The following is a 13,656-nucleotide window of genomic DNA, read 5'->3' as shown; positions in this document are numbered from 1 at the left end:
TCGGGATCCCGACCTACTCGTCCTCTTCATCGCAACCACGACGTTCATCGCGTCGATGGATATCTGCCTTGGCACAGTTCGGACTTGCAACCATTATACCATCCCGGTCTCCACCACACAACACTCAGCGCTCATACGCGGTGTGGCGCGGTGGCGGCCGGGAGGGGTCCGGCGCTACGCGACCTTGCCGGCCGCCGGCTCATAATCCGCCACCAGAGTCACGCTTGAGCCATGCCGGCGCGCGCAAGGAGGGCATCCCAATTCCGGTCGATGTCCGCCTGGATCTCCTCGAGGACGTGTTCGTTCTCGGGCCGGAACAGATGGCGGAACCGCCCCTGCTTCTCGAGCCAGCCGCGGACCGGTTTCTTCTCCCTGGGCTTGTGGGTGATGCGCCACGCACCGTTCTCGACTTCGTACAACGGCCAGAAACACGTCTCGACCGCGCCCCGCATGATGTCGATGGTTTCCGCGGGGTCGAACTGCCAGCCGAGCCTGCACGGCGCAAGGACGTTGATGAAAGCCGGTCCCTTCACCGCAAGCGCCTTCTGGACCTTCGTGACAAAGTCGTTCCAGTGGCTGGGAATCGCCTGCGCCACGTAAGGAATGTTGTGGGCAGCCATGACCGCAGTCAAGTCCTTGCGGAACTGCGTCTTCCCGGGGATGACCTTGCCCGCGGGGCTCGTCGTCGTGGACGCGCCCTTCGGAGTCGCACTGGACCTTTGGATTCCCGTGTTCATGTAGGCCTCGTTGTCGTAACAGATGTACACCATGTCGTGCCCGCGCTCCATCGCCCCGGACAGCGACTGGAATCCGATGTCATACGTTCCGCCGTCTCCGCCGAACGCGATGAACTGGATATCCCGGGTTATCTTGCCCTTCTTCTTGAGCGCCCTGTACGCGGCCTCCACCCCGCTCACGGTGGCAGCCGAGTTCTCAAACGCGCTGTGGATGAAAGGCACCCGCCACGACGTGAAGGGGTAGATGGTCGTCGTCACTTCGAGGCACCCGGTGGCGCACCCGACGACAACAGGGGTGTCAACTGCTTTCAGCACCTGCCTTACGGCTATTGGGGCGGCGCAACCTGCGCACGCGCGATGCCCGCCGCACAGGAGTTCTTCCTTCTTCGTAAGCTCCCTCAAGTTTGCCATTCATGCCGCCTCCTATTCCCTGACCCCGAGGTAGGTCACGGGCGACGTGACCTTGCCCGTCTCGGCGATCTTGGCAAGATCCCAGTATACCCCGGCTATCTGCTCGGTGTCGATGTCCCTGCCACCCAAGCCGTAGATGTAGTTGACCATCTTCGGCCCGGGCGCGTCGTACATGGCGGACCGCACATCCACGAACACGGGTCCACCCATGGTGGAAAGGCCATCTGCCCTGTCCAGAACTGCTATGGCCTTCTTGCCCGCGAGCGCCGCCACTATCTCTTCGTGCGGGAAGGGCCTGAAGAGCCTTATCTTCAGCAAGCCTGCCTTGAGACCCTTGTCCCTCAGGTCGTCGACTACCACCTTCGCCGTGCCCGCCGCGGAGTTCAACACGACGATGGCTATCTCCGCGTCGTCCAGCTTGTACGCCTCGAAGAGGCCGTAGTCCCTGCCGGAGATCTTCGCGAACTCCTTCGCCACATCCAGCACAACGCCCTTCACGTGCGTCTCGGCCTCAGCGATCTGCCGCCTGTGCTCGAAGTACCAATCGGCGAAGTCCAGCGCCCCGAACGTGGCGGGGTTGTCCACGTCAAGGACCGAGTGCTTCGGCGTCCTCTGGCCGATGAAGCTGCGCACCACGCCATCATCGAGGAGCTCAGCGTTCTCCATGCCGTGGCTCACAATGAAGCCGTCCATGCACACCATGACTGGGAGCTGAACGTCTGCGTGCTCCGCTATGCGCACTGCCTGGATGAGGTTGTCGTACGCTTCCTGGGCGTTCTCTGAATAGAGTTGGACCCAGCCGGAGTCGCGCGCCCCCATGGTATCGCTGTGATCGCAGTGAATGTTGATGGGTGCAGACAGCGCTCTGTTCACGACCGGCGCCACTATGGGAAGCCTCATGCCGGCGGCTATATACAGCATCTCCCACATAAGGGCAAGCCCTTGTGAGGAAGTGGCCGTCATCGCCCTCGCCCCTGCCGCTGACGCGCCTATCGTTGCGCTCATGGCGGAGTGCTCGCTTTCCACGGTCACGAATTCCGTGTCCACATCGCCATCCGCGACGAAAGTGGAGAAGATCTGCACGATCTCTGTCTGCGGCGTTATAGGGTACGCCGCCACCACGTCAGGGTTGATCTGGCGCATCGCTTGCGACACAGCTTCATTTCCGGTAATCGCCACTCTCTTCATCACTTTCCACCAGCCTCCCCGCCACTCTTTGCGCGGCACCCGCAACCTGCGTCAGCGCGCGCACCCGCGGCGCCCTCACCCTTGTCGGCCTCGAGCTCGGTCTCGAGCTGCATGTCTATGCACTTCGCAGGGCACTCGTGGGCACATATCCCACAGCCCTTGCAGTGCTTGTAGTCTATGCCGATCATCTTGCCATCGCTCACGAGTATGGACGAGTCGGGACAATACACCCAGCAGATCATGCAATGCCTGCACTTCTCTTGGTCCCAGACAGGACGGTACGTCCGCCAATCGCCTGTCTCATACTTGTCAGCGCTGCCAGCCTCCAGGATCAGGCCCCCAATGGGCACGTCCCTCCAGCCTCTCTCCTTCCCATTCGCGCTCATTGCTCAGACTGCACCTCCTGGTAGGCCCGCTCAATGGCCTTGATGTTCCCCTCGATGACCTCGGGCTTGGACCTGAACTTCAGTTCGAGTTTGTGCCTGGTATCAGCTATGAACTCCTCCAGCTTCAGGAGCCCGGTAGCTCTTATGAGAGCGCCCATCATCGGCGTGTTCGGGATTGCCCGGCCGATGGTGTCGATGGATATCTGCGTAGCATCCACTGTGAAAACCTTGCCGCCTTTCACCTTGAGCCTTGCCCTCATCTCCGCCGGGGACAGGTTGGTGTTCACCAGATACACTCCGTCTTCCGGCACACCGGAGGTCACATCGTTCTTGCCGATCAAAGTCGGGTCGAGGACCACGACTATCTTAGGGTTCGATACGTGACAGTGCATCCTCACCGGCTCGTCGCTGATCCGGTTGAACGCCAACACGGGCGCACCCATCCGCTCAGGACCGTACTCGGGAAATGCCTGAATGTACTTACCCACTGAAGCGGCAGCTTCGCCCAGCAGAATAGCAGCGGTTTTCGCCCCTTGGCCACCCCTCCCGTGCCAGCGAATCTCGAGAACCTGTGCCATAGCTCGTCCTCCTCGTGTATGGATTTGTGTACCGCCCAGAGCCTCAGGCCGCGGCCCGCCGGACTCGTGGGCGTATGAACGTGTTTTATACCCAACCTATTTTAGCACAGAAGTCCAAGGTGTGCACCAGCGGCTGCAAGTTTGTCAAGCCAGCCAGCATCCCTCATCCGAAGCGAATGTCGTTTAAGGTCGAATCATGCTGATCCGCAGCTCCCCAACTATTTACTTTCCAGGCAGGCTATGCTAGAATTTTGCGCGGACGCCTTTCGACAATAGCCATGTCAAAAGGCTGATTAGGGTGCATAATCCGCAGTAGGTCAAGGGGCTGGCGAACACATGAGGATGAAGGTTAGAGATGTCGAAACCCTCGTTCCGTTGACGGTTGGTCCAGACACGGATCTCGAGAGACTTGCGTCCCTCGTGACCGATCGGGGAATCGCTTACGTGACCTCGCAGGCTGGTGAGCTGTCCGGCGTGGTCACGGGCAGCAAGATCATATCTGCCCTTGCATCAGGATACGCGAAAGGCGCTACGGCCCAGGACATAATGATCCCAGCGGAGAGTTTTCCGAGCGTGGAACCAGATACCGACCTGCACGTCGCCGCGGGCATCTTCGAAAGCTCGTGTCTCCCGGAATTGCCTGTCATGGAAAACGGAGTTCTTGTGGCTTCCCTGACTCAACGCTCCGTGCTCATGACGTTCTCCAGTGCCACCGCGACGTCGAAAGGCGACCGTTATCACGAAGAGCGCGCTCTGGCCATCCTTCGCTCCCTGAACGAGGGCCTCATCGTGATAGACAGGGATCTCACCATACGCGAGTTCAATCCCGCCGCGGAAAGACTCATGAACGCAAGGGCCGCCGACAGGGTCGGCCAAAAGGCGGTCGTTGTGAGCCGCGACGAGTCGCCCATCTTTGAGGTCATGAACACCGGAAAAGCCAGGTACAACGTAATGACGCCGCTCGCGGACGGCCGGGTCTTCTCCGTGAACTACGTGCCGCTGATAGAGGATGGCGAGGTACGAGGGATCATCGAGACTTTCCATGATGTGACGGAACAGGAACACCTTCGCGCTCAGCTCGTGAGCTCGAGGGATGAGCTCGACCGCGCTTTCGCGCTGACTCTCCCGAACTCCAGGGTTGAACACAAGCTCAAACATACGCCCGAGTATAGGGACAAATACGATCCTGAGACCGGCCTCATCACTGTGACCGAGGTCATCGAGGACGGCAACTACAAGCACGTGGTCAACGCGCTCAAGGTACTTGCGGATCTCAACTCGAAAGGCATCATGTCACTCTTGGGCATAAGCAAGGACATCCTCGTCCAAAGCCTAATCTTCCACGACCTCGGGAAGTCGCAACCGCAACTGGAAGTCGGACAGACAGTGGATCCGAAGAAAGCCTTCGAGTATAGTCCGGCCCACGCCGCCAGGAGCGCGGATATCGCGGCCCATTTCTACCACAAGGACCAGGATGTCATCTGGCTCGTCCGCTACCATCACCATAAGGAGGACGAGCTGCCGCTCGACTTCCCAAGGCACCTCATGCCGATGCTGAGATTGTTGCAGCTTGTGGACGGGCTGTCTGCAGCCCTCACAAGACGCAACGCCACGATAAAGCTCGACGTCGAAGGCACGAGAGTGACGGTGCACGAAAGAAACGGCCACCCTGACTTCAATAGGTCGAGGGTGGTCGATCTCTTCACAGGCGAGGCAGTTGTGATTGACGTCGACTGAACCAGCGAGGCTACATCTCGGGGTAGAGCGGGAAACGCTCGACCAGTCGTGCCACGTTTGCGCGGGCACGCTCGGTGACGCCTTCGTCGCCGGGCCTTTCGAGCACGGCGGCTATGATCTCGGCGATCTCCTCCATTTCACGCTCTCGCATGCCTCTCGTAGTCACTGCGGGCGTTCCAAGGCGGATTCCGCTCGTAACGAACGGCTTCTCGGGATCAAACGGTATGGTGTTCTTGTTGACTGTGATGCCCACATCGTCGAGGAGCTTCTCCGCCGCCTTGCCGGTGAGTCCCTTCTCCGCCACGCTCACGAGCATCAGGTGATTGTCCGTGCCGCCCGACACGATGCGGAAGCCTCGGCGGGCAAGAGCGGCGGCCAGCGCCGAAGCGTTCTTCACCACTTGGGCCTGGTAGGCACGGAACTCTGGTGTCATGGCCTCTTTCAGCGCGACGGCCTTGGCAGCGATCACGTGCATGAGAGGCCCGCCTTGGATGCCAGGGAAAACCGCCTGGTCTATGTCCTTTGCGAATCTCGCCTGACATAGGATGAGGCCTCCGCGCGGGCCGCGGAGGGTCTTATGGGTAGTGGTGGTCACGAATTCCGCGTACGGCACGGGACTCGGATGGATACCCGCCGCTACGAGCCCCGCGATATGAGCCATGTCCACCATCACATACGCGCCCACTTCGTCAGCGATGCGCCGTATCTTCGCGAAGTCGATGAGCCTCGGATACGCGCTCGCACCGGCGACGATCATACGTGGTTTGTGCGCTATCGCCAGCGACTCGAGCGCACCGTAGTCGATGGTCTCGGTCTCCCTGGAAACCCCATATGGAATGAAGTTGAAATACTTGCCGGACACGTTGAGAGGATGGCCGTGGGTGAGATGTCCGCCGTGAGAAAGGTCCATGCCGAGCACGGTGTCGCCGTGGGACAGCATCGCGAAGTACACCGCGGTGTTGGCCTGCGCGCCTGAATGAGGTTGGACGTTGGCATGCTCCGCCCCAAACAGGTCCTTCGCCCTTTCGATGGCCAGCTTCTCAACCACGTCCACGAACTCGCAGCCGCCGTAGTAACGCCTTCCGGGGTACCCCTCCGCATACTTGTTGGTCAGCGTGGATCCCTGCGCCTGCATGACCGCCCTGCTCGCGAAGTTCTCCGAGGCTATCAGCTCGATCTTCCGTCTCTGCCGGACGGTCTCACCTTCGAGAGCATCCGCGACTTCTGGATCAACGGACCTCACGATATCATACATCCGTGTGCCCCTCCCACGCCGTATTACATCACCCGCAGCTGCGCATCAACGCATCAAACCGACCCTACGCCTTTCCCGCAATCATGTCAAGGAAGTATCTGTGGAGCCTAGTGTCAGACGTCACCTCCGGATGGAATGCGCACGCAAGATGCCGTCCCTGCCGCGCGAGCACGATCTTCTCCTCAAACCGCGCCAGCACATCAACGCCTTCGCCGACCGAAAGTATGTATGGGGCGCGGATGAACACGGCACGCATAGGAGGATCGCCGATGGCAGGGATCGCGATGTCGGCCTCGAAGCTGTCCACCTGCCGCCCAAAAGCGTTCCTCTTCACGACGAAGTCCATGAGACCGAGGCAGACCTGATCGGAAGACGAGACGCTGCGCGAAAGGAGAATGAGCCCCGTGCATGTGCCGAAAACACCCAAGCCCCGGGACGCGTGCTTCCGGATCTCGTCCACGAACCCAAATCGCTCCATCAACTTCCCGACGGTGGTGCTTTCCCCGCCCGGAATTATGAGGCCGTCCAGTCCCTCGATTTGGTCGCTGTACCTGACCTCCACCACATCCGCGCCCGCAGAAGAAGTCATTCTGACGTGCTCCGCCACATCACCCTGAAGCGCCAGAACCCCTACCTTCACCTCTGCAACCTCCTGCTGCCACCACGCGCGCAAGACCCAGTGCCCGTGTTGTTCTCGTTCATCTCGTGCCGCGAAGAGCCTCATGTTCGACGGACGGTCCGAGGACGATCCTGTGGTCGGTCGCCTCTCTCAGCCCGCTACCAGCCTCTCGTCTGAAGCCGCTCTTCTTCCCTCAATGAGGCGGATGCAAGGCCCTTCATCGGCTGTCCGATTCCCCTCGACGCCTTCGCGAGAATGTCAGGGTCGTTGTAGTGGGCAGCAGCGTCCACGATGGCGCGTGCCCTGGCCGCCGGGTTGTCCGACTTGAAGATGCCCGACCCAACGAAGATTCCGTCGGCCCCCAGCTGCATCATGAGCGCGGCGTCCGCGGGGGTCGCGATGCCGCCCGCGGCGAAGTTGACCACGGGAAGCCTTCCCGTCTTGGCAACCTCCACGACGAGCTCGTAGGGGGCCTGCATCTCCTTGGCTGCGGCCATGAGCTCGTCTTCACGCATCGATGTGAGCTTTCGTATCTCGCTCATGACGCGCCTCATGTGCCGCACAGCCTCCACCACGTCACCGGTGCCGGCCTCGCCCTTCGTGCGCATCATCGCCGCTCCCTCACCGATCCTGCGGAGGGCTTCCCCAAGGTTGCGGCAGCCGCAGACAAACGGCACCTTGAACTGGTGTTTGTCTATGTGATGCTCTTCGTCGGCCGGCGTCAGCACCTCGCTCTCGTCTATGTAATCCACTCCGAGAGCCTCGAGAATCTGAGCCTCAACGAAGTGACCGATCCTGCACTTCGCCATGACCGGGATGGTGACAGCCTCCATGATCGCCTCGATTATGGCCGGGTCGGACATCCTGGCGACGCCGCCCTGCGCCCTGATGTCCGCGGGAACCCGCTCGAGCGCCATGACTGCGACCGCTCCCGCGTCCTCCGCGATCTTTGCCTGCTCGGGGGTGGTGACGTCCATGATCACGCCGCCCTTGAGCATCTCCGCTAGGCCTTTCTTGACTGTAAACGTTGCCTTCTCAACCATCGTTCCGTCCCTCCATCAGCTTGTGGCTCATTCCCCCATGCAATTCTACTACACGCACTCACGGGACACAAGCGCCTGGAAACCACTATCTCCCAGGGAGGAAGGCGACTCGTCGGGGAAGCTACGTTGTGGCCACGCCGTCCCGGAGCCGAGGCCGGCTCTTCGCCAAGCCGCATATTCGTTTGCCCTGAATGGAAACTTAACTCGGGGATGCTCACGGACGCATCTTGGTTGCGGTGCATCTCGTTGACGCGCCTCCCGGCTACCACCGGCCGGTCCGGGCATCGCGGGCATTCCCGGGCCGACGGCTCGCAGGTTCCGGATGGCTGACCGGAAAGGATGAGCGTGGTGGATTCGCTCTTCAATCTGCTCTGGATCTTGCTCCTGGGCTGGAGTCTTCTGTCGCCCCTCTTCGGCCGGAGGAGGATCGAGCTCGCCAGGCTGCACATCCTGAACTCATTCTCTCGCAAGAGAGGCTCGCGGGTCATCGCCATGATCCACCGCATGGAGGCTATCAGCTTCCTAGGCATCCCCATCTCCCGCCACATCGACATCGAGGACTCCGAGCAGGTCCTCAGGGCCATCCGGCTCACGCCTGACGACGTTCCAATCGACATCGTGCTCCACACCCCCGGTGGCCTCGTGCTCGCAGCGGAGCAGATCGCCCGCGCCATAGCAGGGCACAAGGCGAAAGTCACGGTGTTCGTTCCGCATTACGCCATGTCCGGCGGCACGCTCCTCGCCCTCGCCGCAGACGAGATCGTCATGGACGAGAACGCCGTGCTCGGCCCGGTTGATCCCCAGCTCGGAAACTACCCAGCGGTGTCGATCCTCCGCGCCATAGAGCAGAAGGACAAGAATTCCGTGAGCGACACCACGTTGATCCTCGGAGACATGGCTGCCAAAGCCATGGTGCAGGTATATGAAAGCGTGCATGAGATCCTTGCGGCGAAATTCCCAGATGACAAAGCGCGCGAGATAGCGAGGACTCTGACCGAAGGGCGCTGGACGCACGACTATCCGATCACGTGCGACGCCCTGCGGCGCATGGGCCTCGCCGTGAGCAACGACATGCCGTACGAGGTCTATCGTCTGATGGAGCTCTACCCTCAGCCCGCTCAGCGCAGGCCCTCGGTTCAGTACGTGCCCGTTCCGTTCGAACGACGGGAGCCTGTGGAGAGGGGAAGACGAGACCCGATCGGCTGATGCATTCAAAGACGAAGCGGACCTCCGGCCGCCGCTCGGAAGATGGAGCGCACCGGAGCGATGAAAGAATCCGCACAAGACCGCGGGCATGTCAAAGCGCGGATGCTCCCCAGAGGAAGCGAATGGAGGCACCGGAAATGCGAAAGCAAGACGCAAAGAACGCACGCGCGAGGCAGAGACGCCAGAGAACAGACACGCCAGGCATTCGCCTGGCGCCACACTTTGGTGGAGACGAGGAGATTCGAACTCCCGACCTCGTGAGTGCGATTCACGCGCTCTCCCAACTGAGCTACGTCCCCACTAAAACTCACTCGCTCGTATCACGCTGTGCCCCGCAGGTTGAATACTAACACAGGCTCGTGCCGAAGTCAAGGCCGGGAAGGACCCTCCAAGGACCCTGACATGACGAAAACGCGCCGCGCCCGGCGTAGCGTTCATTTCTTCGGACGCATCGTCGGGAACAAGATCACGTCCCTGATGGAGCTCTGGTTTGTGAGCAGCATCACCAGCCTGTCGATACCTATCCCCATGCCACCCGTCGGCGGCATCCCGTGCTCCAGCGCCCGCAGGAAGTCTTCGTCCATTCTATGGGCCTCGTCGTCGCCCCGGTCACGCAACGCTGCCTGAGCCTCAAACCTTTCGCGCTGGTCTATAGGATCGTTCAGCTCGCTGAAGGCGTTCGCCATCTCGCGACCACCGATGATCAGCTCGAACCTATACGTATACCGTGGATCGTCCTCCCTCTTCTTTGCCAGTGGCGAGATCTCCACGGGGTGGTCCGTCACAAAGACCGGAGATATGAGCGCAGGCTCCACTAGCCCTTCATAGATCTCAGAGAGCGCCTTGCCCCTCGTTGCCTGCGGCTCGACCTCGACCCCAAGACGACTCGCCGCGGCTCGGGCATCCTCATCGGTCTCTATGGCGTCGAAGTCCTCTCCTGTGTATTCCCGCACAGCCTGTACCATCGTTTTCCTCGGCCAAGGCGGCGTAAGGTCGATGGTGTTTCCCTCATAGTCCACCCTGGACTGCCCCAGCACCTGAATGGCCACGTAGTGGATGAGGTCCTCCGCGAGGTTCATCATATCCGTATAGTCCGCGTAGGCCTCGTATAGCTCCAACATGGTGAACTCAGGGTTGTGTTTCGTTGAGATCCCTTCGTTCCTGAAAACGCGCCCGATCTCGTACACCTTCTCCAGACCGCCCACGATGAGGCGCTTGAGGTGCAGTTCCAGGGCAATCCGAAGGTACAGGTCGATGTCGAGGGCGTTGTGATGTGTTATGAACGGCCGCGCCGTGGCACCGCCAGGGATGGTGTGCATCGCTGAGGTCTCCACCTCGATATAGCCACGGGAGTCCAAGAACGCCCTCACCGCGCGCACGATGGCCGTCCTCTTGAGGAACACCTCACGCACCTCAGGATTGACTATGAGATCCAGGTGTCTGTGCCTGTACCGAAGGTCCACATCGGAAAGGCCGTGCCATTTCTCGGGCAGCGGCCTGAGAGACTTCGAAAGAAGACGGAACGCGTCCACCTCTACCGTCGTCTCGCCCCGGCGCGTGCGGAATACCGTGCCTTCCACTCCAACGATGTCGCCAATGTCGAGCGACGTGAAGACCTCGTACGCGTCCACGCCAAGCCGGTCGGCTTTGGCGTAGATCTGTATGCGTCCGGACAGGTCAAGGAGGTCTGCGAAAGTGGCCTTTCCATGGCTCCTCATCGCCATGAGACGCCCGGCGACTCTCACTTGCCTGCCTTCGAGCTTCTCGAAATCCTCGGCTATGTCGCGAGCGTGATGGGTGCGCTCGAACCTCGCTCCGAACGGGTCTATGCCCCTCGACCGCAGCGCCTCCATCTTCTGCCGCCTCACGCGCACGTGTTCGCTTTCTGACTCCGCTTCAGCGCCGAAGTCAGCGGCTTGTGCGCCCGCGCCCTTCGCGGTTTCCCGAGAGTCGGTCCCTTCAGCGACCTCCCGAGTGGCCTCGCCTTCCGCGACTTCGTTAGCAACGGCCGAGCCCTCCGGAGTGGCGGCGCACCCGTCGCTATCCTGTACCTCCGGATGAACGCCCCTTCCCTCGCTCATGTCCTCACCTCGAGATGTCAAGAATCTGGAATCTGATGGGACCCGCGGGCGCCAGAGCTTCCACGATGCTCCCGACCTTCTTGCCGAGAACAGCCTTCCCGACCGGCGACTCGTTCGAAATGCGCGAGTTCGCAGGGTCCGCCTCAGCCGAGCCTACTATGGTGTATTCAAAGACCTCGTTGTCCGAAAGATCCTTCAGCTTCACCCTGCACCCGAGGTGGACGGTGTCGGTGTTGAGGTCCTCTTCGTCGATTATCTCCGCGTTCCGGAGCATCGTCTCCAGTTGGGCGATTCGCCCCTCGACGAACGCTTGCTCGTTCTTGGCATCTTCGTATTCGGCGTTATCCGTAATGTCCCCGAAAGCCTTGGCCTCTTTTATCCGCGCAGCAACCTCGCGCCGCCTGGTAGTCTTGAGGTACTCAAGTTCCTTCTCCAGCTTCCTGAGCCCTTCCAAGGTGAGAACTACCTTTTGCGCCATCGAGCTGGCTCCTCCCTTAACCGGCCCATGTACATCCGGACATCGCGCAACGTGCCTTCGCCCTCGCCCTCGGCCATGTGCTCATTGCGCGATGCCCTCTTTCGCATGCCACTATTATGTCGCGCTCCCCCGGCGTTGTCAAGCCTCGGTTCACGCTAACCTTTCGCCCTTATCCTCGCTTCTCCTATGTTGTTCACCCTTTTCAGGCATATCTTGCCTGCTTTCCTCGAACCAGCCGACTGCATGGCCGGTCCAACCTGCACACCTCTTGACGATCACACTCGACCTCGAGTCGGAGGATTCAGCGTCTCGACTCTCGGCTTGATCTCAAGACGGTTTATGAGGTCCAGGTAGTCGGAGGGCGCGAACTCCTCCGGCCGCCGCCCGGTCAAAGCAACGAAGACGGCGTCCATGACGTTCGTGGCAAACGATCTTCCCTCAATCTCGGGGGTCGAAGCCACAAGCGTTCTCACGCCGCGCCTCCTGAACGCCTCCACGTCGTCCTTGGTCACGGTGTTCGTTATGATAACCTTCCCCGCAAGATCATCAGGCATGTGTTTCTTGATGAAATGGCAGTCTCCGCCTATGATGTCCGCCCACGCGTATGCTCTAGCGTACTTCGGCACGACCTTCTCTTGACTCTTGCCCGTGGGATACAGCATCTTGATTGGAAGGAGCCTTATCAGCGGCATCAGGACGGTGACGAGCATCTGGAATGTGGACAACGATCTGAGGAAAACCGGCACGCCGAGCCCGAATGCGAGATCGCCGTACATCATGTCGCACCCGGACTCGAGAAGGGCAGAAGCCATGCCGAACCTGTCGAGCGCGCACACGATGAGAGCCTTCTTTCCCGACAGAGGCATCTTGACCTCATCGCGAACGTACTCAACCGCCCTGCGCTCGATCACGCCTTTCAGCATGCTGCCGTCCGCTATGGGAGTCTTCTGGGCAGCCCGCGCAATTGGGATGGCGTCACGCACCATGTACCGTTTTCTTCCAACGTAGAACCAGAGGTCCGTGCCGCCCATCCCGAAGGCGTCCACCTTGCCGTCAAGGCTCCGAATGAGCTCGATCGCCCTCTTGATGTCCCCGTCGGTCCCGCGTCTCTCGATCAGGACCTCCTCGCCGAGCAAGTTGACGGTCGCCTTGTGGTCTCGCTTGGACGAGCCCAGACTCACGCTCACGACATGCTTCATAGAGACCCGCCTCCCGTTTCAGTCCCGATGTCACGCCGTGCGCCGCCCACGGCCACCGATAAACCCACGGTGGCACCGAGGCACCGCGACGGTCGGACGGTCGCGCCGCGTACGCGGTCTAGGTCACGCCATTGTTATGCTCCGAAGCGCTCTGCGGACCTCTTCCGGGTCCACCTGGCGGTCTCCCCTGATCGGCGACTGTCCCACCTCGATCCCCACGACCCGGTCGCCGAGGATGGATTCCACGAGGTTCACTCTCATGTCTGACCCTATGAACACTACCGCGTCGTAGCTCTTTAGTTTCGTGATTATCCCCATGATCTCGTTGAACACTTCTTGCCCGGACCTCTCCCGAAGGTACGCCCACCGTTCAGCGTCGTTGAGCAGGAGAACGAAATCAACGCCTTCCTCCTCCGCTACTTTCCGGATCTCCTCCTTGTTGCCCACAGGAAAACCCACAAGGGCCACGCGCGCACCCTTGCGGATTTCCCCAAGGCTTTCGAGGCGAGACACGAAAGCCCTGTCGATTCCCACTTGATCCGCCGCCTCTTGCTGCGAGAACCCCTTCGCGCGGAGATCGAGGATCCTGTCGATCGCCTTGTACACTCGCGTCTTATCCACGAGCTTGTCACCGATGCGGACGAACTCCAGCCGGCTCACCCCCTCCACGCCCCCGCGCGGCGGCTTTCCGTGCTTCATCCATACACTCGCCACGGCGTAGACGTTTTTGTGCACACT

At 60.6% G+C, this 13,656-nt stretch carries 12 protein-coding genes, 1 tRNA gene, 1 pseudogene and 1 other annotated feature (1 of these 15 running past the window's edge); of the genes and pseudogenes, 2 read left to right on the top strand and 12 right to left on the bottom strand.

All coding sequences use genetic code 11. The annotated features are described in order from the left end of the window. Positions 1-39, bottom strand: a binding site (T-box leader); it reaches 229 nt to the left of the window's first position. Between the two features lie 179 nt (positions 40-218). The 4 genes and pseudogenes from NUW12_10115 to NUW12_10100 form a co-directional block, all read right to left on the bottom strand. Beyond that, complete coding sequence (locus NUW12_10115) at positions 219-1,148, bottom strand: thiamine pyrophosphate-dependent enzyme (GenBank protein ID MCR4403110.1); 930 nt, start codon at positions 1,146-1,148, stop codon at positions 219-221. A 12-nt stretch (positions 1,149-1,160) separates the two neighbouring features. Further along, the gene (gene porA, locus NUW12_10110) at positions 1,161-2,336 is read right to left on the bottom strand and encodes a pyruvate ferredoxin oxidoreductase (GenBank protein ID MCR4403109.1); all 1,176 of its coding nucleotides are present in this window, start codon (positions 2,334-2,336) and stop codon (positions 1,161-1,163) included. Positions 2,337-2,437: 101 nt separating this feature from the next. After that, positions 2,438-2,722: pseudogene (locus NUW12_10105) on the bottom strand (4Fe-4S binding protein). Then, positions 2,719-3,300, bottom strand: coding sequence for a 2-oxoacid:acceptor oxidoreductase family protein (locus NUW12_10100; protein MCR4403108.1), 582 nt, complete (start codon positions 3,298-3,300; stop codon positions 2,719-2,721). Before NUW12_10100 ends, NUW12_10105 begins: the two are co-directional and overlap by 4 nt. Positions 3,301-3,636: 336 nt before the next feature. Here NUW12_10100 and NUW12_10095 point away from each other — a divergent pair, with 336 nt between their 5' ends. Continuing rightward, positions 3,637-5,037: a PAS domain-containing protein gene (locus NUW12_10095; GenBank protein ID MCR4403107.1), complete on the top strand. Its 1,401-nt coding sequence runs from the start codon at positions 3,637-3,639 to the stop codon at positions 5,035-5,037. Between the two features lie 10 nt (positions 5,038-5,047). Here the strand turns inward: NUW12_10095 and NUW12_10090 are convergent, their stop codons facing one another. From NUW12_10090 to pdxS, 3 genes are all read right to left on the bottom strand, one after another. Continuing rightward, complete coding sequence (locus NUW12_10090; GenBank protein ID MCR4403106.1) at positions 5,048-6,292, bottom strand: serine hydroxymethyltransferase; 1,245 nt, start codon at positions 6,290-6,292, stop codon at positions 5,048-5,050. 64 nt (positions 6,293-6,356) lie between these two features. Then, complete coding sequence (gene pdxT, locus NUW12_10085) at positions 6,357-6,932, bottom strand: pyridoxal 5'-phosphate synthase glutaminase subunit PdxT (GenBank protein ID MCR4403105.1); 576 nt, start codon at positions 6,930-6,932, stop codon at positions 6,357-6,359. Positions 6,933-7,069: 137 nt separating this feature from the next. Then, positions 7,070-7,954 carry a pyridoxal 5'-phosphate synthase lyase subunit PdxS gene (gene pdxS, locus NUW12_10080; GenBank protein MCR4403104.1) on the bottom strand — a complete coding sequence of 295 codons (885 nt, stop codon included), beginning with the start codon at positions 7,952-7,954 and terminating at the stop codon, positions 7,070-7,072. Between the two features lie 339 nt (positions 7,955-8,293). Between pdxS and NUW12_10075 the strand changes: the two genes are divergently transcribed. Beyond that, complete coding sequence (locus NUW12_10075; protein MCR4403103.1) at positions 8,294-9,160, top strand: ATP-dependent Clp protease proteolytic subunit; 867 nt, start codon at positions 8,294-8,296, stop codon at positions 9,158-9,160. Between the two features lie 223 nt (positions 9,161-9,383). On the opposite strand, the gene NUW12_10070 is transcribed toward NUW12_10075, so the two are convergent. The 5 genes from NUW12_10070 to NUW12_10050 all read right to left on the bottom strand — a co-directional run bounded on the left by NUW12_10070 (position 9,384) and on the right by NUW12_10050 (position 13,653). Then, positions 9,384-9,459: transfer RNA gene (locus NUW12_10070), tRNA-Ala, on the bottom strand. A 135-nt stretch (positions 9,460-9,594) separates the two neighbouring features. After that, positions 9,595-11,241: a lysine--tRNA ligase gene (lysS, locus tag NUW12_10065; GenBank protein ID MCR4403102.1), complete on the bottom strand. Its 1,647-nt coding sequence runs from the start codon at positions 11,239-11,241 to the stop codon at positions 9,595-9,597. A 4-nt stretch (positions 11,242-11,245) separates the two neighbouring features. Then, a complete protein-coding gene (gene greA, locus NUW12_10060) occupies positions 11,246-11,719 on the bottom strand; it encodes a transcription elongation factor GreA (protein MCR4403101.1) in 474 nt (157 codons plus the stop codon). A gap of 275 nt (positions 11,720-11,994) precedes the next feature. After that, complete coding sequence (locus NUW12_10055) at positions 11,995-12,918, bottom strand: quinate 5-dehydrogenase (GenBank protein ID MCR4403100.1); 924 nt, start codon at positions 12,916-12,918, stop codon at positions 11,995-11,997. Positions 12,919-13,041: 123 nt separating this feature from the next. Further along, entirely contained in the window at positions 13,042-13,653 is a 612-nt protein-coding gene (locus NUW12_10050) for a transcriptional regulator (GenBank protein ID MCR4403099.1), read from the bottom strand. Positions 13,654-13,656: the final 3 nt, after the last annotated feature.

The organism is Bacillota bacterium (assembly GCA_024653485.1).
GTDB lineage: Bacteria > Bacillota > SHA-98 > UBA4971 > UBA4971 > UBA6256.
Note: the sequence above shows the minus strand (reverse complement) of the source record. Positions and strands in the feature narration are given on the sequence as shown.